Annotated in this window: 10 protein-coding genes; all 10 read right to left on the bottom strand. The window is 64.1% G+C overall.

The genetic code is table 11. From position 1 onward, the window contains the following. Positions 1-5: 5 nt before the first annotated feature. On the bottom strand, positions 6-2,198 hold the full coding sequence (paoC, locus tag EV664_RS00725) for an aldehyde oxidoreductase molybdenum-binding subunit PaoC (RefSeq protein ID WP_133493784.1): 2,193 nt from the start codon (positions 2,196-2,198) through the stop codon (positions 6-8). A gap of 4 nt (positions 2,199-2,202) precedes the next feature. Continuing rightward, the gene (locus tag EV664_RS00720) at positions 2,203-3,153 is read right to left on the bottom strand and encodes an FAD binding domain-containing protein (protein ID WP_133493783.1); all 951 of its coding nucleotides are present in this window, start codon (positions 3,151-3,153) and stop codon (positions 2,203-2,205) included. 4 nt (positions 3,154-3,157) lie between these two features. After that, the gene (gene paoA, locus EV664_RS00715; RefSeq protein ID WP_133493782.1) at positions 3,158-3,790 is read right to left on the bottom strand and encodes an aldehyde dehydrogenase iron-sulfur subunit PaoA; all 633 of its coding nucleotides are present in this window, start codon (positions 3,788-3,790) and stop codon (positions 3,158-3,160) included. 118 nt (positions 3,791-3,908) lie between these two features. Continuing rightward, positions 3,909-6,368, bottom strand: a complete 2,460-nt coding sequence (gene treY, locus EV664_RS00710) for a malto-oligosyltrehalose synthase (protein ID WP_133493781.1) — start codon at positions 6,366-6,368, stop codon at positions 3,909-3,911. Beyond that, positions 6,365-8,368: a 4-alpha-glucanotransferase gene (malQ, locus tag EV664_RS00705; RefSeq protein WP_229668018.1), complete on the bottom strand. Its 2,004-nt coding sequence runs from the start codon at positions 8,366-8,368 to the stop codon at positions 6,365-6,367. Before malQ ends, treY begins: the two co-directional genes overlap by 4 nt. Further along, a complete protein-coding gene (treZ, locus tag EV664_RS00700) occupies positions 8,353-10,062 on the bottom strand; it encodes a malto-oligosyltrehalose trehalohydrolase (protein WP_133493780.1) in 1,710 nt (569 codons plus the stop codon). Before treZ ends, malQ begins: the two co-directional genes overlap by 16 nt. Beyond that, positions 10,059-12,158, bottom strand: a complete 2,100-nt coding sequence (glgX, locus tag EV664_RS00695) for a glycogen debranching protein GlgX (protein WP_133493779.1) — start codon at positions 12,156-12,158, stop codon at positions 10,059-10,061. The genes treZ and glgX overlap by 4 nt, the downstream gene beginning before the upstream one ends. Further along, complete coding sequence (gene glgB, locus EV664_RS00690; protein ID WP_170178722.1) at positions 12,155-14,353, bottom strand: 1,4-alpha-glucan branching protein GlgB; 2,199 nt, start codon at positions 14,351-14,353, stop codon at positions 12,155-12,157. The genes glgX and glgB overlap by 4 nt, the downstream gene beginning before the upstream one ends. Continuing rightward, entirely contained in the window at positions 14,350-17,571 is a 3,222-nt protein-coding gene (gene treS, locus EV664_RS00685; RefSeq protein ID WP_211338438.1) for a maltose alpha-D-glucosyltransferase, read from the bottom strand. Before treS ends, glgB begins: the two co-directional genes overlap by 4 nt. Further along, a complete protein-coding gene (locus EV664_RS00680; protein ID WP_211338437.1) occupies positions 17,568-20,633 on the bottom strand; it encodes an alpha-1,4-glucan--maltose-1-phosphate maltosyltransferase in 3,066 nt (1,021 codons plus the stop codon). The genes treS and EV664_RS00680 overlap by 4 nt, the downstream gene beginning before the upstream one ends. Positions 20,634-20,676 lie beyond the last annotated feature (43 nt).

Here is a 20,676-nt window from a genome sequence, read left to right as displayed (position 1 = left end):
TGCCGTCACCCGATAGCGGGCAGGCGATCGAGATATTTGTCGAGCGTGATCGGATATTCGCGCACCCTGACGCCCGTCGCATTGTACACCGCATTGGCTACCGCCGAACCGGGGCCGCAAATCCCAAGCTCACCGACGCCCTTCGCCTTGAGCGGCGATATTACGGAATCGAGCGTGTCGAGAAACACGACATCCTGATGCGGGATATCCGCATGCACCGGCACTTCATATCCGGCCAGATCATGATTGACGAAATAGCCGAACCTTCTGTCGACCGCGAGCTCCTCGGTGAGAGCGGCGCCCGCCGACATCACCATTGCGCCGATCACCTGACTGCGCGCTGACAGGGGGTTGAGAATCCGCCCCGCATCGCACACCGACAGCATCCGGCGGATATGCGTTTCGCCGGTATAGGCATCGACCGCCACTTCGCAGAAATGGCCGGCATAGGTGCCGAGATCATAATCGGACTGGAAATCGCCATAGGTCATCTCGCCATCGGCGGACATTTCGCCTGCGTCGTTCAACGCGAAGCTCTTGCCGTTGGCGCGGATCGCACCGTCCGTGAAATCGGCGCTGTCGCCGTCAAAGCCGAGCTTCTCGCCGATCGCGCGACGCAGCACGAGACAGGCGGCATAGACGCCCGCTGTCGAGCTCGCCGCACCCCACTGGCCGCCCGATCCCGATGACACCGGATAGCGCGAATCGCCAAGCTCGACGCGCACCCGGTCAAGCGGCAGGCCCATGGTCTCCGCCGCGGTCTGCGCGATGATCGTGTAGCTGCCGGTGCCGATATCGGTCATGTCGGTCTCTACGATCAGCATCCCGTCGCCCGAAAGCCGCACCCCCGCCGCTGATTTCTGGATCGGCGCACCGCGATAGCCGCCGGCAACGCCCATGCCGATCAGCCAGCGCCCTTCGCGCACCTGACCGGGCTTCGCTTTGCGCTTCGACCAGCCGAACCGCTCCGCCCCCTCTTTCAGGCAGCGGGTAAGGTGCCGTTCGGAAAAGCGCTTTGACGGGTCGCCCGGCACCTCGGCGCCCGGATCGTTTTTGATCCGCAATTCCACCGGACACATCGCAAGCGCTTCGGCGAGCTCATCCATCGCCACTTCAAACGCCAGATGCCCCGCCGCCTCGCCCGGCGCGCGCATCGCATTGCCTTCGGGCAAAGGCAACGTGGCGGTATAATTGGCGGTCATCCGATTGGCCCCGGCATAGAGTTTCGGCGTCTGCGCCGTGCCGTCCTCGCCATCGGTGCCGGTGATATTGCCCGACCAGTTTTCATGCCCGACCGCCGTGATGCGCCCATCGCGCGTCGCGCCAAGGCGCACCCGCTGGATCGTCGCGGGCCGATGCGTCGTATTGTTGAAGATCAGCGGGCGTTGCAGCGCGATCTTCACCGGACGCTGCGCCGCTTTCGATGCCAGCGCGGCAAGCACCGCATCCGCGCGGATGAACAGCTTTCCGCCGAACCCACCGCCGATATAGGGCGAATCGAGCCTGATCTTTTCGGGCGCGATGCCGAGGATCTGACCCAGCGCCTCCTTGCCCCAGTTGATCATCTGGTTCGAGGTCCAGAGCGTCAGCTCCTCCCCCTTCCATGACGCGATGGTCGCATGCGGCTCCATCATCGCATGGCTTTCATCGGGCGTATGATAGGTGGCGTCGATCTTTACCGGCGCGGCATCGAAGGCGGCGTCGAAATCGCCGCGCTTGTGGAGCGCCTTTCCGCCATCGGCAAGGGGTGCCTGCGGCGCGAGCTCGGCCAGATCATATTCCGCTGCTTCGCGGTCATAGCGGGTGCGGATCAGATGCGCCGCCGCGCGCGCCTGTTCAAACGTCTCAGCCACCACACAGGCAATCGCCTGATGATAATGCGCGACTTCCCGCCCGCCGAACAGCGGCGCATGATTATAGGGCGAGGTGCCGACCGGCTTCGTCTCCGGCGCAGCGATCACAGCGATTACGCCGGGTGCATTGCGGGCATCCTCGACATCCATCGATGTGATCCGTCCTTTGGCGATCGCCGATCCGACGATCCAGCCATATGCGGCATCGGGCGCGACATCGTGCCGTTCATAGGCATAGGGCGCGGTACCGGTCGTTTTTAGCGGGCCGTCGATGCGCGGCGTGGATTTGCCCACGATCCGCGCCTTGTCGAACAGATTCTCGCCTGCTGGTGCGTTGAATTCCATGGCGTCAGCTCCTTGCTTCGGCGATGACGCCCGCGAGCGTACGCTCGGCAAGCGGGATCTTGAAGCTATTGTCCCTCGTCGGCCGGGCATCGGCAAAGGCGCGCTCGACCACCGCTTTGGCACCGTGCGGCAGCAGCGCTTCCGCCGCCTCGACGCGCCATGGTTTGGGCGCAACCCCGCCGAACGCCACCCTGCCCGTTCCATCGGGCTGGATGACCGCGGCGACCGAAACCAGCGCAAAAGCATAGGAACGCCGGTCGCGAACCTTGTGATAGAAATGCCTGCCGCCCGGCGGGCGCGGCAGCGTGACGGCGGTAATCAGCTCGCCCGGTTCGAGCACCGTTTCGATATGCGGCGTATCGCCCCATAGCCGATGGAAATCGGCGACCGGGATCGAGCGGGTCATGCCGTCCGACTTCACCGTTTCGACGACTGCATCGAGCAGCCGCATCGCAACCGCCATATCGCCGGGATAGGTGGCGATGCATTTGTCCGACGTGCCGATCACACCGAGCTGGCGCGACACACCGTTGATCGCCGCACATCCGCTTCCCGGCTGGCGCTTGTTGCAGGGCAGATTGGTGTCGTAGAAATAGCTGCACCGCGTCCGCTGAAGCAGGTTGCCGCCCGTCGTCGCCTTGTTGCGCAGCTGACCCGACGCCCCGGCCTGAATAGCGCGGGTGAGCACGGCATAATCGCGCCGCACCCGCGGATGCGCGGACAGCGCGGTATTGCTGACCAGCGTACCGATACGCAGACCGCCCTCATCGGTTTCCTCGATCGTGTCGAGGCCGAGGTCCTGCACATCGACGAGATGCGTCGGCACCTCGATTTCCAGCTTCACCAGATCGAGCAGATTGGTGCCGCCGGCGATGAACTTCGCGCCCTTCGTCGCGGCGACCGCCTGAGCGGCGGCGGCAGGGCTGTCGGCGCGCTGATAGGTAAAGGCTCGCATGGTTTCAGCCCTCCGCGACTTCGGACATCGCGTCCGAGATGTTTGAATAGGCGCCGCAACGGCAGATATTACCGCTCATCCGCTCGCGCATCTCATCGCGCGTCGGCTGCATGGTGCCGGTAAGGTCTTCGGTGACGTGGCTTGGAATGCCCTGCCGGATCTCCTCCAGCACCGACACCGCCGAACAAATCTGTCCCGGCGTGCAGTAACCGCACTGATAGCCGTCATGTTTGACAAACGCCGCCTGCATCGGGTGCAGATCGTCGGGCGTCCCCAATCCCTCGATCGTGGTCACTGTATCGCCCTGATGCATCACGGCGAGGCTGAGGCAGCTATTCACCCGCGTTCCGTTCACCATCACGGTGCAGGCGCCGCACTGGCCATGATCGCACCCCTTTTTGGTGCCGGTCAGCTTCAGATGCTCACGCAGCGTGTCGAGCAGCGTGGTGCGCGTGTCGAGGTTCAGTTCGACCTTCTTCCCATTCACTTCGAACGCTACCGGCATGGTCGGAACCTGACCCGCCTGCTCAGCGGCTGCCCGCGCGCTGGCTACCGGGATCGCGGTGGCAGCGGCGGTTGCCGCGCCCCCTGCCATCACCTCGCGGCGGGAAACGGAGAAATGCTCATTGTCGCTCATCGGATCATTCCTTCCGTTCGCGGGAAAAACGCCATGACCGGCCTCAGTTCGATTATAGACATGGGCACAAGGTACATCAGCGGTTCAGGTAACCGCAAGCGAGCGTTGGAAATCTGGCTCACCTCTCCCGAACCGTAGCGTAAACCGGGCCGGTTTCGAAACACGCATGCGCCTCGCACCGCGCGCCGCCCTGAAATTCGATGCTTGTATCCCCCCACCATCGCGCGCCCGGGACCAGCGCGTCGCCACCGGCAAGTTCAGCGCCGAGATGCAATGCAACGGCGACATCGATCGCGTCACCACCGCCCGGCAGCGTGAAGGCGAGCACATGACCGGCACGCGGGCCGATGACGCTCGCCCGATCCAGTGTGCCGTTCAGGAACGGCTCGGGATGCGCACGCCGCAAACCGAGCAGCCTGCGGATCAGGTGCAGCTTGGCCGCGCCCGGACCCTCGGCGCTTCCGGCCAGCACCTCCCGGCGATGGGCATAATCGACCGGCCGACGATTATCGGGATCGACCATCGTAAGATCGAGCAGCTCCGCCCCCTGATAGCAATCGGGAACACCGGGCAGCAGATAGCGAAGCCCGGTCTGGGCAAGACTCGCCGCCAGCGCGGGCGCGGAAAGGTCCCTCACAAGGCCGGTAAGCCCCGTAAGAAATCGGGGCGAGCGCGCAGGGTCGAGCAATTGCTCGATCAGAGCCGTGCAATGCGCCTCATATTCGCTATCGGGCGCTTCCCAGGAGGAGCGACGCTTGCCTTCACGTAGAGCCTTGATTTGCCAGGCCGATACCCGCTCAGCGAATGCGGCGAGGCCCTTCGCATCGTCTGCCGACAGGTCGGGCGGCAGCGCGGCATAAAGCGCCTGATACAGCATCAGCCGGTCGGCGGGCGCGACATCGCGCGTCGAATCGCCCAGCGTCTGCTCCCAATCGACCACGCATGTCCGCCAGCGCTCGGGAAGTTCGCTCAGCACAGCGAGCCGCGCCCGGCTGTCCTCGCCGCGCTTATGGTCGTGCGTGCCGCCGGTCAGCATGGCATCGGGAAAGGCTTCGGCCCGCGCTTCTAGCCTTTGGAAAAAGCCGTCCGGGGAAAGCCCGAACCGCCCCGCATCCGATCCGACGTCGTTCAGCGAGAGCAACCGGCCATAACGGTAAAAAGCGGTATCCTCGACCGCCTTTGCGGCGATCGGCGCGGACAGTTGCTGGAACCGCCGGACCGCCTCAGCGCGAAGGACAGAATCGCCCGGCCCCGTCCCTGCCAGCCAGTCGAGCAGCGTATCGAGCATCTCTGCTTCGCCCGGCGGAGTGAAACGCGCGGCACGCTCGCGCACCGCCTTGCGTACCGGCGCATCGCCTGGCGGGGCATCAGGACCATAAGTGCGATAGACCGGAAACACCCAGAGCGCGCGTTCGATCGCGCGGCGCAGCATCGCGCGCGTCCATCCGGCACTAGCCTGACCGCTCGCCGCCAGTTCGGCGAACGCCTCGACACAGCCATCCATCTGTGCGGCAAAGCCCCAGCTGAGCATTTCCTGCCGGGCGCGCAGCTCATATGGCTCGAAATCGCCGGTTTCGCCGCTCATCGCTTCCCAAAGCTCAGTGAGCGGTGCTTCACCTGCCGGATCATGGAGCAGCGCGGTCGCATCCGCCATGAAGTCATAGCCGCTGGTGCCGTGAATAGGCCAGTCGCGGGGCAAAGGCTCGCCCGGCGCCAATATCTTCTCCACCACAATATAGGCAGGGTCGCGCGCGCCGCGATGTTGGCGCGCCAATGCATCGAAGCGCGAGCGCAGGCGGCGAAGATAAGCGGCGGGATCGCTCAGCCCGTCGACATGGTCGATCCGCACCCCGTCGATCAGCCCCTCGCCGAACAGGCGGAAATAGAGCGCATGCGTCGCTTCGAACACCGCTTCATCCTCGACCCTGAGGCCCGCAAGATCGTTGATCGTGAAGAAGCGCCGCCAGTTGAGTTCGTCATTCGCGCAACGCCACCAGGCTAACCGGTAATGCTGGCGTCCGATAAGGGGTGAGAGATCGTCCGCGTCGGTAACCGCTTTTGCCGCCTCCTGATCCTCCGGCCGGATCGGTACGCGATGTTCGCCATAGATGCTGAGGAACGCGCCGTCGCCGTCTTGCCCAACGCCGATATGCCCGTCGGCCAGCACCTGAGGCATCGGCGCTCCGAGGATCGGGAGAACCAGCTTCTCGCGCCAGTCTATGTCGAAAAAGCCCGCAAATTCACTTTCCGGGCCACGGCGGAGCACATCGTTCCACCAGCGGTTTTCGCCGCCCGCCACGCCCATATGATTGGGCACGATATCGATGATCAGCCCCATGCCCCGCGCGTGCAGCGCATCGACCAGCGCACGAAGCCCCGCCTCCCCGCCCAGTTCGGGATTGATCCGGGTGGGATCGACCACATCATAGCCGTGAGTCGATCCACTGCGCGCAGTGGTGACCGGCGATGCATAGATATGGCTGATCCCCAGATCGTCGAGATAGGGGATCAGCGCCTGTGCATCGGCAAAAGTGAAATCGCGGTGGAATTGCAGGCGATAGGTCGCGCGCGGAATCATGATCGCCGTTCCTTGTTCAGTCGTTCGATGCGCGCGGCGATGCGCGGTTCGGCGAGCATCGTATCGGTCGCCTCCGGCATGCGGCGGCGCCAGTTGGGATGTTCGTCGGTGGTGCCGGGAAGGTTGGGCTGTTCGACCAGCGCAGCGACATCCTCCAGCGGCACGATGGCAAGGTTGCACGGAGTCGCAGCGACAAACCCGAGCGCCGCATCGGCGATCGGATCGGACGCTTCGGGTGCCGGCTGCGGTCCTTCGGCGACCCCGGCGCGGGTACAGGCGTCCCACAGCCTTTTGCGCTCCCATCTGCGCTGCAGTCGGTCCTTATTCGCCGCTTCGGTCGACTGGCCGGTACGTTCACGCCAGTCGATATCACGCCCCTGCCACCAACCGGCGGCGGTGGGCGTATCATGCGTGCCGGACATCGCCACTGCGTCGGATGCCCATGTTTCGGGCGGCAGGAACGCGCCCTTTGCATCCCGTTCGAACCAGAGCACGCGCATCCCCATCAGTCCGCGCTTCGCCAGTTGCGGGCGCAGCCCCTCCGGCACGGTACCCAGATCCTCACCGATCACGACTGCTTTTGCACGTTGCGATTCCAGCGCGATGATCCGCAGCATATCGTCGAGCGGCATGGTGAGATACGCCCCTTGCGCCGACGACGCGCCGTGCGGAACCACCCAGAGCCGTCTGAGACCCAGCACATGGTCGATGCGGATGCCGCCGGTGTTGCGGATCGCAGCGCGCAAGGTATCGATAAACCCGCGAAAGCCGGTGCGACGAAGCGCATCGGGCGCGAAACTGGTAATCCTCCAGTCCTGACCGGCGGGTCCGAGCGGGTCCGGCGGCGCGCCGATCGACAGGCCGTTCAGCAAATCCTCGCGCCTGCTCCACCCATGGCTGCCGCCCATATCCATGCCGACGGCAAGGTCTGAGATCAGCCCGATCGCCATTCCAGCGTCTGTGGCTGCCCGCTGCGCTGTCTTCAGGCTCGATTCCGCCAGCCATTGGGCGAAGATGTAGAAATCGACATGCCCGCGATGCTCGTCCGAAAATGCCGCCACCGCCGGGCTATCGGGGTCGCGATATCGTTCGGGCCATTCCTGCCAGCCGCGCGCGCCCTGAGCGAAGAAATGGGCGTGCAGCGCGTCGAACAGCGCATGTCGCTCCAGTTCCTTCCCCTGCGCGGCGCGATAGCGTTCGACTGCCTCGCGCACCGTATCGCCTCGCGCGTCGAACGCGCGACGCAACGCCGCCAGCCGCGCCGGGATGGCGCCTGCCCAGTCGATCAGCTCGCCCCCGGCGACCTCCCGCAATTGCGGTTCGATGCTCGCCAGATCGCCGAACAGGATATTGTGAAACATCCGGCTCGACGGCGCATAGGGGCTGAAGCGCGACGGATCGGCGGGGAACAGTGCATGGGTCGGGCTGATCGCCATTGCGTCCGCGCCTTTCGCCCCGAACGCGCGAGCGGCATCCTCCAGCGTGGCGAAATCGCCGAAAGCCCCGGGTGCCTCGCCGCGAAGCGCGGGCACCTGAACCGACGGTCCCCATAATCTGCGTTTCGGCGCGACATCGCTCATCCCGAAACAGCGGTGCGGCGCGATTGCCAGCGTAATTTCGCGCTCAGTCACGCGCAGCCGATGATAGCCGGGAACGTCGATCGGATCGAGCAGCAGGCCCCGGCTGGTCCGCTCGCCCGCGATCGGCACCACGGTACCGTTTTCCAGCTCCAGCGAGAATATACCTCCGGCATCGTCTCCGGGGATCAGGAGCATCTCGTCCTGATCGCCGGTGAGAAAATCGGGTAGCTGCCGTTCCTGAAGCCGCGCGACGCTTTCCCGAAGCGCAGCATCATCCTCCGCCGGATAGCCGAGCGCGGACAGGATGCGGCGAAGCGAGTCATCGCTGACATGCTCCGCCTTGCCCTCGGCATTCTCCCAGTCGATCTGGACGCCGAGCGCGGCGCAGAGCCTGTGCAGCGCCTTCATGTCGAAAGCCATGCGGCAAAGCTCGCCGGCGCACCGCCCTCACCCAGCGCAAAAAGCGGCGCACCGGGCTCCTCCGGAAATGTGACGGCCGCATCACCCAGATTGATCGCAATGGTGAGCATCGCGCCATCGGCCATGCGCCACTGCGCGCAGAGTGCGCCCTCGCCCAATATCCGTGCGGGGGTTCCTTTCGTTCCCTCCAGCCGCGGCACAATCGCATCGTGACGAAGCGCGATCAGCTCGCGATACAACGCCCTCCAGCGCTCAGCATCCGGCCCGGCCTGCGGGCGCGATGCCTCGAACGTGGCGCGATCATTGGGGTCGGGTATCTTCGCCCGATCGCTCGCATCGGCAAATGCCGCGAAGCGCGCGAATTCGCGTCGCCGTCCGTTGCGCACGGCATCGGCAAGTTCGTCATGAAAATCGGTGAAGAACAGGAACGGGGTCTCGCTTCCCATCGCCTCGCCCATGAACAGCATCGGCACCTGCGGGCACAACAGCAGCAAGGCAGTCGCCGCGCGCAGCTTGTCGGGATCGGCAAGGCTGGTCAGCCGCTCGCCCAACGCGCGATTGCCCGTCTGATCGTGATTTTGCAGGAAGGAAACGAAGCGCGTCGTCGGCAGGTCACCGCTCGGTTTCCCGCGCGGCGCACCGTCATGATTATGCGACCCCTCACCCTGATAGATGAACCCTTCGGAAAGGCAGCGCGCGAGCCGCTCGGTCGGGCGGTCGGCGAAATCGGCGTAATAGGCTTCGTCCTCACCGGTCAGCAGGACATGCAGCACATTGTGAAAATCATCATTCCATTGCGCATCATATCCGCCCTCGCGCAGCCGATCGGCATCGTTGCGTTCGTTTTCAAGGATCAGATGAATATGCCGACCGGCACAGCTCTCCCGCAATTCACGCGCCATGGCGTCGAGAAACGCGTCATCGCCGATCGCATGCACTGCATCGAACCGCAGCCCGTCGAAGCGATATTCCTCCAGCCACATGCGCGCATTGTCGATGAAGAAGCGCTTTACGACCTCAGCGCTGAAATCGATCCCCGCGCCCCATGGGGTATGGCGGTCCACATCGAAGAACCCGCTGGCATAGGCCCCCAGATAATTACCGTCAGGCCCGAAATGATTATAGACCACGTCGAGAAACACCATCAGGCCGAGGCCATGCGCCCGGTCGATTAGCGCCTTTAGTTCATTGGGCGTGCCATAGCTTTCGACCGGCGCATAAGGCAGCACCCCGTCATAGCCCCAGTTGCGCGTGCCCGAAAACGCCGCGACCGGCATTAGTTCGACCGCCGTCACCCCTACCGCCGCAATCTCCGACAGCCGGTCAGAGAGTCCGGCATACCCACCCTCCAGCCCGACATGGACTTCCTCGATCACTGCTTCGCGCCATGGCCGCCCGCGCCAGCCTTCACACTGCCACCGATAGCCGGTCGGATCGGTTACAAGGCTCCAGCCATGCACCCCCCGCGACTGCCCGCGCGACGCAGGATCGGGCACAACCATATCGCCCAGATCGAAGCGGTAGCGGGTGCCCGGCCCGGCATCGGCTTCGCCCTCGAACCAGCCGTCCCCGGTTGCGGCCATCGGAATCGGCCGAACGCCGTCGCGGAGCAGCGTGACGGCCTTACGATCAGGCGCCCATAGCCGAAACCGAACCCGGTCCGATGCGATGATCTCCGGCCCCCAGCGGATCATTCCGGATCGCCCTCGGTCGTCCAGCACAACAGCGCTGCGCTATGCGCCTCCAACTCGTAGTCATGCCCCGTTTCAAACCGTTCGGCATCGGGCTTGCTGCTGTCGACCAGCACGGTACGGGGCACATCGGGCGCGGGCGGCAGACGGAATTTGAGCGGCGCTTCCGATCCGTTGAGCAGCAGGGTCAGTGCCTCGACCCGGCCATCCTCCAGCCGGATCGCGCGGCGCATCGACAGCGCGCGCCCTTCAGGATTATGCCAGTCGTCGATCGAAAGCTGTTCGCCGCGCTCGTCGAACCATTCGATATCGTTGACGCCATGGCCGGGCGAATCCTCGCCATATAGAAATGCCGGCGCGCGCAGCATCCGGAATTCCTGCCGCAGCGCGATGACCCGGCGGGTAAAATCGAACATCGCGCGCCCCTCTTCGCTGTCGAGGCGGGACCAGTCGAGCCAGCTGATCTCATTATCCTGGCAATAAGCGTTGTTATTACCGCCCTGTGTGCGGGCGAACTCATCGCCTGCAAGCAACATCGGCGTGCCGAGCGAGGAAAACAGCGTTAACAGCATCGACCGGCGCACCCGTTCGCGCGTCGCCTGTATCTCCGCATCGTCGGTCGGGCCTTCGACACCCCAGTTGCGTGAATAATTCTCGCCATGGCCGTCGCGATTATCCTCGCCATTGGCCTCGTTGTGGCGCTCTTCATAGGCAGTGATGTCAGCGAGCGGATAGCCGTCATGGCTGGCAAGATAATTGACGCTTGCCCAGGGCCGCCGAGCGCGCCGATCGAACAGATCGCCCGACCCCGATAGCCGAGCGGCAAGATCGCCGCGCTGCGCCGGATCACCGCGCCAATAGCGGCGTACCGTGTCGCGATATTTGTCGTTCCATTCGGCGAAACCGGGCGGAAAGCCGCCTAGCGCATAGCCGCCGGGGCCGATGTCCCATGGTTCGGTAATGAGCTTCAGCTGGCCCAGCACCGGGTCCTGCCGCAGCACGTCGAAAAACCCCGCACCGGGATCGAAACCATGCTCGGTGCGGCCGAGCGTCAGGCCCAGATCGAAGCGGAATCCGTCGACGCCGAACGAGGTCGCCCAATAGCGCAGCGAATCCGCCACCATCTGGATCACGCGCGGATGCGACAGGTTCAGCGTGTTGCCCGTGCCGGTATCGTTCACGCAATAGCGAGCGTCCTCCTGCTGCAACCGGTAATAGGTCGCATTGTCGAGCCCGCGCCAGGAGAGGGTCGGACCAAGTTCGCTGCCCTCGCACGTATGGTTGTAGACGACGTCGAGAATGACCTCGATTCCCGCAGCATGGAGTTGCCGCACGGTCATGCGGAAGTCATTAGCCTCGCCATAGCGTTGTTCGGGCGCGAAATAGCCGAGCGTCGAATAGCCCCAATAATTGCGCAGACCCTTTTCCATCAGAAACTGGTCCTGCGCAAAGGCATGGATGGGAAGCAGCTCCACCGCAGTAACGCCCAGCGTCTTCAGATGATGGATGACGCGCGGATGCGACAGGCCGGTAAAGGTTCCGCGCTCGCCCGGCGCGACATCCTGCATCAGCTTGGTGAGGCCTTTGACATGCGCCTCGTAAATCACCGTTTCGGACCAGGGCGTGCGCGGGCGGACATCACCGGACCAGTCGAAATTATCCATGACGACCATGGATTTGGGCATTGAACCGGCGCTGTCGCGGCGGTCGAAGCTCAGATCCTTTCGCGAGGAACGCAGCCGATAGCCGTGAAGCGAATCGGTCCAGCGGATCTGGCCCGACAATGCTTTTGCATAGGGATCGACCAGCAACTTATTGGGATTGAAGCGATGTCCCTCATGCGGGGCATAGCGGCCATGGGCGCGGAATCCATAAAGGAGACCGGGACGCGCATCGGGCAGATAGCCGTGCCATATTTCGTCGGTCCATTCGGGCAGTTCGAAGCGAGCAATCTCCCGCTTTCCTGCGGGGTCGAAGACGCAAAGGTCGATCTTTTCGGCATGCGCGGAAAACACCGCAAAGTTGACACCCAGCCCATCGAAGTTGGCGCCAAGCGGATAGGGAGAGCCCGGCAGGAGCCGATCAGGGAAGCTGGTCAAGCAGATACCTCGTCAAATCGAAGGATGGTGGCGGATAGCGGCGGCAGGGTCACAAAGGCGCTTGCGGGCTGGCCATGCGCGGGGTCGGCCACCGCCTGAACCGCACCGCCATTGCCCATATTGGTGCCGCCATACAGGGCAGCATCGCTGTTAAAGACCTCCCGCCAACTTCCGGCGCGCGGCATGCCGGTGCGATAGCCGGTGCGCGGTTCCGGAGTGAGGTTCATCAGCACGACGACAGGCGCCGCATCCCCATCAGCGAACCGGGCGAAGGTATAGACCGAATTTTCGGCGTCATTGCCGACGATCCATGTAAAGCCGGACGGGTCGCAATCCTTCGCATGCAGCGCAGGCTCATCTGCATAGAGCCGGTTGAGGTCGCGCACGAGCCGCTGGATACCGGCATGCTCCTCACGATCGAGAAGGTCCCAGGGGAGGGTCTCGTCATGGTTCCACTCGCGCTCCTGCCCCAGCTCGCAGCCCATGAAGAGCAGCTTCTTGCCCGGATGCGTCCACATGAAGGAGAGATAGGCGCGCAGATTGGCCCGCTTGCGCCATTCATCCCCGGGCATTTTGGCGAGCAGCGAACCCTTGCCATGCACCACCTCGTCATGGCTGATGGGCAGGACGAATTTTTCGGAATAGGCATAGACGATGCTGAAGCTCAGCTCGTCATGATGCCATTTGCGGTAGATCGGGTCTTCTTCAATGTACTGCAGTGAATCGTGCATCCACCCCATGTTCCATTTGTAGGAAAAGCCCAGGCCGCCATTCGGAACCGGAGCGGTAACGCCCGGCCATGCGGTCGATTCCTCGGCAATCGTCATCGCACCGGGACAGCGTTCAGAAACAACCGCGTTCATATGCTGAAGAAAGGCGACGGATTCGAGATTTTCACGCCCACCATGGACGTTCGGGACCCATTCGTCGGCTTTCCGGCTGTAATCGCGATAGAGCATCGAGGCGACGGCATCGACGCGAAGCCCGTCGACATGGAAGGTTTCGAGCCACCACAGCGCCGAGGCGAGCAGGAAGCCCGAAACTTCGCGCCGACCCAGATTATAGATCAGCGTGTTCCAGTCCTGATGAAACCCCTCGCGCGGATCGGCATGTTCGTAGAGATGCGTGCCGTCGAACTGGGCAAGACCATGCACGTCGGTGGGGAAATGCGCCGGCACCCAGTCGAGGATCACGCCGATCCCGGCACGGTGCGCGGTATCGACGAAGCGCGCGAAATCCTCCGGCGTGCCGAACCGGGCCGATGGCGCGAATTGCGACAGCGGCTGATAGCCCCATGACCCGCCAAAGGGATGCTCCATGATCGGCAGCAATTCGACATGGGTGAAGCCCATCTCGGCGACATAGGGGATCAGCCGGTCGGCCAGTCCCGCCCAGTCGAGCGTGCCCGCCTGTTCGTCCGCAGCCGAAAGCCAGGAACCGGCATGCACCTCATAGACCGAAATCGGCGCATCGTCGCGATGGCGGACCGCACGCTCGGTCATCCAGTCTTCATCGGTCCAGCGGAAATCGGGATCGGCTGCGACAACTGAGGCGGTCGCAGGCGGCGCTTCGGTCTGGCGCGCCATCGGGTCGGCCTTTTGCACAATGCCGCCATCGGCACCCGCGACCTCGAACTTATAGCGCTCGCCGGTGCGGAGCCGGGGCACGAACAATTCCCATACGCCCGCGCCATGGCGAAGCCGCATCGGATGGCGGCGCCCGTCCCAGTTGTTGAAATCGCCGACGACCGAAACGCGGCGGGCATTGGGCGCCCAGACGGCGAACGCTACGCCGTCTACGCCGTCCACCTCACGCCGATTGGCGCCAAGTACCCGGGCAAGATCGAAATGCCGCCCTTCCGAAAAAAGGTGCAGGTCGAGATCGCCGAGCAGCGTGCCGAAGGCATAGGCGTCCTCTACTTCCTGTACCGTCTCACCCGGCCAGACGATGCGCAGGCGATAGTGTTCCGCCTCCCCCAGCGTTCCAACGAACACGCCGTCTGCGACCTGCTCCATGGCTGCGATTTCGGCACCTTCGCGGTCGATCAGCGTGACGCTCTCCGCGCCTGGCTGGAACGTGCGCACGGTGCGGTCTTTCCCCTCGCCATGCGGGCCAAGCAACGCAAAGGGATCGTCGAGCCGTCCTTCGAGCAGCGCGGAGGCTGCTCCGGCAAGCATCGTGTCGTGAAGCGTCATGGCAATTCCTTTCCGATCAGCCGTGCGGCAACCTCGCCAAGCGCGGTCGCAGGCACGCCGATCCAGTCGGGGCGATTGGCGGCTTCGTAGCCGACCTCATACGCCGCCTTTTCAAGGAGGAAGAGGTCGAGCAGCGGATCGGGCTGCGCACCTTCCCCGAAATATCCGGTTGTGAATGCGGAAACGGTACGCAGGCGGAAATCGGTGATCACGCGGCCCGCCTGCTGCTCCCATGGCTCTGCCGAGGCGGGCAGATCGCGTTCGACCACCGCCGCTGCATAATCGAGCGAGCGGAGCACCCCGGCCACATCGCGAAGCGGCATGTCTTTGCCGCGGCGTTCGGCCAGCGGTCGCGCCGGTTCGCCTTCGAAATCGATGAAGATCGCTTCGTTCCCGGCAACGAGGATCTGTCCCAGATGCAGGTCGCCATGGATGCGGGTCCGCTGCCTGCCGACCGCCTGTTCCGCCATTGCTGCCACCTGTTCGGCAACCGCGTTACGGTTCTCCGACAGGAACGTGGCGCGACGTTGCTGCACCTCGTCAAGGCGGGTGGTGGCGGACAGTCGCGACAGCGCGTCGTCGAATTGCGCCAGCACGCGCTCGCCCAGTCGCTGCGCCTCTTCACCATCCATCGCGACCGGTGCGAAGTCGGGATTATCGGTGCCCTGCGCCAGACAGGCGTGCATTTGGGCGAGACGGCGTCCGATATTGCCGGCAAACTCTTCCGCATTCGCGAAGCTCGCTTCAGCATCGCTGGTTGCGCGTTCGAGCGCACCCAGCATCCACTGCCAGCAATCGCCCTGATTGAAGACGAACCGCTGGGCCAGCATCAGCAGCATTTCCTCACCCTGCTCATGCCGGGTGACGGTGCCGAGGATCGGCGGAACATTGGCGAAGCCGCGGTCGGTTAGATAGCGCACCATCTCGACATCGGGATGCACACCGGGCGCGACCTTGCGCAGCAGTTTCAGCACCGCCTTGTGCCCGACGATCATCGTGCTGTTCGACTGTTCGGCGGCGATCCATTCGGCTTCATCGCCCGCTTCGACATCGAACTCGCCCTCGGACGCGAAGCGGAGATCACCGCCGTCGTCGCCGAGCGTCACGCCCTCTCGCATCGCGCCGAATACGGCATCGGCGAACTGAGCAAGCGCGAACCCGTCGGTCAACAGGCCGACATTGCGCCCGCGCCGCACCCGCGCAATGGCGAGGTTCGAGGCGAAACGACCATGTTGCTCGCCCTCCCAAGCGATACCGAAGGGCAGCATATAGCGGGTGGTGCCACCATCGGTCGCCACCGCGACTTCGCCGAGCAGCAGGTCGTGCGCGCCGGGTAGCGGGGTTACACGGTCGACCGTAACGCCGGTGATCGCTTCATCCTTTGCAGCGAACCAACGGCGCTGCGCGATATAGTCGGGCAGGACATCGCCCTCCAGCACGCCGCGATTGGCGCCCAGCGCGATATCGCCAAGGCCGGGGCGCAGGACGAAGGTGAAACGCTCGACCGCTTCGCCCGGTGCGGCGCTCGCCCATTCCGGCGCTTCCGCGCCTTCCGACAGCAGGAACCACGAAAAGCCATAGGGCGGCAGCGTGAGCAGATAGGGAAGCTGACCCACTTTCGGGAACGCGACCTCGCCCGACAATTCGATCGGCGTACGCCCGGCAAATTCGTGCAGCGAAAGCTCGACCGCCTGCGCGGTACGCGACAGGTTCGCGACGCACAGGATCGTCTCACCATCCTGTTCGCGAAGATAGGCGAGCACCTTGCGGTTGGCGGGGCGCAGGAAACGCTGCGTTCCGCGACCGAACGCGCTATGCGCGCCGCGCACGGCCAGCATCCGCTTCAGCCAGTTGAGCAGCGAATGGCGGTCACGCTCCTGCGCCTCCACATTCACCGCCTGATAGCCATAGACCGGGTCCATGATCGGCGGCAGCGCCAGCGTCGGCGGGTCGGCGCGCGAAAAGCCGCCGTTCCGGTCGACCGACCATTGCATCGGCGTTCGCACCCCGTCGCGGTCGCCAAGGAAGACATTGTCGCCCATCCCGATCTCATCGCCATAATAGAGCACCGGCGTTCCGGGCATGGTGAGGAGCAGCGCGTGCATCAGCTCGATCCGGCGGCGGTCACGCTCCATCAGCGGGGCAAGGCGGCGGCGAATGCCCAGATTGATCCGCGCGCGCCGATCCGCGGCATAGGTGTTCCACAGATAATCGCGCTCGGCATCGGTCACCATTTCGAGCGTCAGCTCGTCATGGTTGCGCAGGAAGATCGCCCATTGCGCCTTTTCCGGAATGTCGGGCGTCTGGCGCATGATGTCGGTGATCGGGAAGCGGTCTTCCTGCGCCACCGCCATGTACATGCGCGGCATCAGCGGGAAGTGGAACGCCATGTGGCATTCGTCATCGTCCCCGAAATAGGCCTGCGTATCCTCGGGCCACATATTGGCTTCGGCGAGCAGCATCCGCCCCGGATAATGCGCGTCGAGATCGGCGCGGATTTTCTTCAGAACGTCATGCGTTTCGGGAAGATTTTCGTTCGAGGTGCCGTCGCGCTCGATCAGATAGGGAATGGCATCGAGGCGCAGTCCGTCAATTCCGGCATTGAGCCAGAAATGCATGACCGACAGCACTTCCTTCAGCACCGCCGGATTGTCGAAATTGAGGTCGGGCTGGTGCGAATAAAACCGGTGCCAGTAGAAAGCGCCCGCCTCTTCGTCCCACGACCAGTTCGACTTTTCGGTGTCGAGGAAGATGATGCGGGTGCCCGAATAGAGCTTGTCATGGTCCGACCAGACGTAGAAATCGCGCTCCGGGCTTCCGGGCGGTGCCTTGCGCGCTGCCTGAAACCATGGGTGCTGGTCGGACGTGTGGTTGATGACGAGCTCGGTGATGATGCGGATGCCGCGATCATGCGCAGCGTCGATAAAGGCGCGCACCTCCTCCATCGTGCCGTAATCGGGGCTGACGTCGCGATATTCGGCGATGTCATAGCCGTCGTCGCGGCGCGGGCTGGGATAGAAGGGCAGCAGCCAGATCGCAGTAACGCCAAGGTCAGCGATATAATCGAGCTTCGCCATCAGTCCGGCGAAATCCCCGATCCCGTCATCATTGGAATCGAAAAAGGATTTCACATGAACCTGATAGATCACCGCATCCTTGTACCAGAGCGGGTCGTCGCCGGTGCTGATTGTGGCCTGCATGGTTTCCGGCGCGTTCATGCCCTCTCCTCCGGTGCGATACGCCAGATGCGATAGGGCTCGTCAGGCGCGATAGTGATGTGCTGGGTCTTTCCATGCCAGTTGAAGCGGTGGCCGGCGGCGAGGTCTTCGACCGCGACAGCGTCATGGTCGGCAAGGCCGAACTCCCAGAGCGGGATTTCGAAATCGCATTCCTGCGCATGGTGCGGATCGAGATTGACCATCACCATGATCATCGACGCGCCACCCTCGGCAGGCTTCGCATACCAGAGGATATTGTCGTTATAGGCCGCATAGAAGCGGGTGTTGAGATGCGTCTGGAGTGCCGGATAGGCGCGGCGCAGCCGGTTGAGCAGCGTGATGTCGGCGATGATATTGCCCGGCGCCTGATAGTCGCGCGGGAGGATCTCATATTTCTCGCTGTCGAGATATTCCTCTTTCCCCGGCGCGAGCGGCGCGCTCTCACACAGTTCGAAGCCCGAATAGACGCCGAACAGCCCCGACAGCGTCGCGGCGAGGACGGCGCGGATGCGGAAGCCTGCCCTGCCCGAATGCTGCAAGAAGGTCGGGTTGATGTCGGGCGTGTTGACGAAGAAATGCGGGCGGTAAAATTCGCGAGGGGCCGTGGTCGTCAGCTCAGTGATATATTCGGTGAGGTCGTGTTTGGTGTCGCGCCAGGTGAAATAGGTATAGCTTTGCGAGAAGCCGACCTTGGCAAGGCGATACATCATCGTCGGGCGGGTGAACGCCTCGGCAAGGAAGATGACGTCGGGATGCGCCGCGCGCACCTCTGCGATCATCCATTCCCAGAAGGGGAGCGGCTTGGTGTGCGGATTGTCGACGCGAAACGTCTTTACGCCGTGATCGACCCAGAGCAGCACGACATCGCGCAGCGCGATCCACAGATCGGGCACAGCGTCGGGGCCGTAGAAGTCGACGTTGACGATGTCCTGGTATTTTTTCGGCGGATTTTCGGCATATTTCATGCTGCCGTCCGGACGCCATGCGAACCAGCCGGGATGTTCCTTCAGCCAGGGATGGTCGGGCGCGCACTGGATGGCGAAGTCGAGCGCGATTTCGAGACCATGGTCATGCGCGGCGGCAACCAGCCGGTCGAAATCGTCGAAGCTTCCCAGTTCGGGATGAATTGCGTCATGCCCACCCGCCTCACTACCGATTGCGTAGGGGCTGCCCGGATCGTTCGGGCCCGGCGTCAGCGTATTGTTCGGCCCCTTGCGGTTGGTCTTTCCGATCGGATGGATCGGCGGGAAATAGAGCGTGTCGAATCCCATGTCGCGGATCGCGGGCAGCCGCTCGATGACATCGGCAAAGGTGCCGTGCCGCGCTTTGTCGTCGGTGATCGAGCGGGGGAAGAGTTCATACCAGCTCGAAAAGCGCGCGGCGAGCCGTTCGGCGTCGAGCCGCTGGATCGGCGAGCTATGAAGGTGCGGGCGATCATCGGCGCGATCCATCAGCGCTGCGGTTTCGGGATCGAGGAGCAGCGCCGCCTGCGCCTGTTGCTCCGCACCGTCCAGCTTCGCGAGCAGCGCCGACAGCGAACGGGCAAGCTCGCCCTCTGCCCGCGCCTGCGCTTCGCGGACCAGTTCGACGCCTTCGCGATAATCGACCGGCTGTGCGACATCGGCGTTCAGCTTTTTGCGAAAATCGCGGGTGAAGCCGTGAAACCGGTCGAGCCAGCCGGCCACGCGAAACTCATGCGCGCCCAGGCGTTCGGGCACGAAGCTCGCCCGCCAGCGGTCATTGTCAAGCGCGGTCATGCGGCGCTTGCGCCACTCGGCCTCATCGGCCGCGCGCCAGTGCAGCTCGGCGGCGAGCTGTTCATGGCCGTCGGCATAGACATCGGCTTCGACCTGCACGGTATCGCCGACGACTCGCTTGACCGCGAAGTCGCCGCCCGTGACCGAGGGCGAAAGCTCGTCCACCACCAGCCGCGGCCATTCGCGCGCGCGGCGGGCATCGCCGCCGCTTCGTACGCCAGTGACCGGCCCGGCGGCAGCGACACGCAGCAACAGCGTTTCGCCCGCGCCGAGCACGTCCGGCACGACACCACCGTCCAGCGTCTGAAAATGGCCCGAAGGCGCGCCGCTCGCCTGTAGCAGCGCGGCGGCGGAGGGCAGCACCATATCGCTGTCGGTGTGATTGGCGATGCCGACAAGCACTGAAGCAGCCTGCCGCGCATCGCTCGTCTCGCTGCGGACGAGTACGAGCAGCGGGCCTCCGGGCGCGCTCGCCTGACGCAGTTCACCGCTTATGGTGCCAATCGTATCGAGCGTACCGAACGCCGAGCGGATCGCATCGACGCCCCCCTCCTGCCGCGCCCATCCCGCAGGAACGATGAACCCATCGGTGGCGAGCGGCGCAAGCGCGAGCGCAGCCGTCGATAGCCCGCGCTCGGGCGCGAATTCGGCGATCAGCGGCACATGCCCCCGCAGCGCCTCGACCTCTTCGACCATCCAGCGCGAGTCCATATCCCACCAGCCATAAGAGGCGATCAGCGCATCCAGCCCGGCAGCGCCCAGCGCAGCGGCGCGCGCGCGGTCGCCGACCGCCCCGGCGATCAGCGCGACGTCACTATCGAGCGCGGCGCGCAGGCACTGAAGCAGCGGATCGGCGATCCGCTCGGCCCCGATTAGCCGAAAGCAGCGAACGCCCGCCGCCACGAACTCGCCGAGCCGGTCGATCATCGCATCGCCGAGGCGGTCGGCAGTCTCGCTTGCCCGCAGCCGCGCCATCGCCTGACCGGTCGCAGCCATCGGGCGGCGCGGATCGACCACCGCCCTCGCGCCGCCCGACCGGCGCAGCGTGAAGAGATCGGGATGCGCGTCGACCAGCGGATGATCGATCGGGAAACGCGCCAGATCGATCTCGATCGCGAGCGCCGGAACCTGCGCAGCGATGTCCGGAATATGCTGAAGCGCGGAATCGCTTTCCTCGCCCAATAGCGGGATCACGCCGGTGAGCAGCAGCATCCCGGCACCGGTCTCGGAAAGCGTGGTGCCGATCCGATCAGGATCGACCTGATATAAGGGAGCGGACAAGGTGCGGCGGGCGGGAAAAACCAAGGTCAACTCCGGGATATATTTCGGTGGAACGGGTCCGGCCAGT

This window comes from Stakelama pacifica (assembly GCF_004361835.1).
GTDB classification, from domain to species: domain Bacteria; phylum Pseudomonadota; class Alphaproteobacteria; order Sphingomonadales; family Sphingomonadaceae; genus Sphingomonas; species Sphingomonas pacifica.
Note: the sequence above shows the minus strand (reverse complement) of the source record. Positions and strands in the feature narration are given on the sequence as shown.

Coding starts and splice junctions, on each gene's coding strand:
- glgB (WP_170178722.1), bottom strand. CDS start 14,353: ATGACGCTTCACGACACGATGCTTGCCGGAGCAGCCTCCGCGCTGCTC.
- EV664_RS00720 (WP_133493783.1), bottom strand. CDS start 3,153: ATGCGAGCCTTTACCTATCAGCGCGCCGACAGCCCTGCCGCCGCCGCT.
- treS (WP_211338438.1), bottom strand. CDS start 17,571: ATGAACGCGCCGGAAACCATGCAGGCCACAATCAGCACCGGCGACGAC.
- treZ (WP_133493780.1), bottom strand. CDS start 10,062: ATGATCCGCTGGGGGCCGGAGATCATCGCATCGGACCGGGTTCGGTTT.
- treY (WP_133493781.1), bottom strand. CDS start 6,368: ATGATTCCGCGCGCGACCTATCGCCTGCAATTCCACCGCGATTTCACT.
- malQ (WP_229668018.1), bottom strand. CDS start 8,368: ATGGCTTTCGACATGAAGGCGCTGCACAGGCTCTGCGCCGCGCTCGGC.
- paoC (WP_133493784.1), bottom strand. CDS start 2,198: ATGGAATTCAACGCACCAGCAGGCGAGAATCTGTTCGACAAGGCGCGG.
- paoA (WP_133493782.1), bottom strand. CDS start 3,790: ATGAGCGACAATGAGCATTTCTCCGTTTCCCGCCGCGAGGTGATGGCA.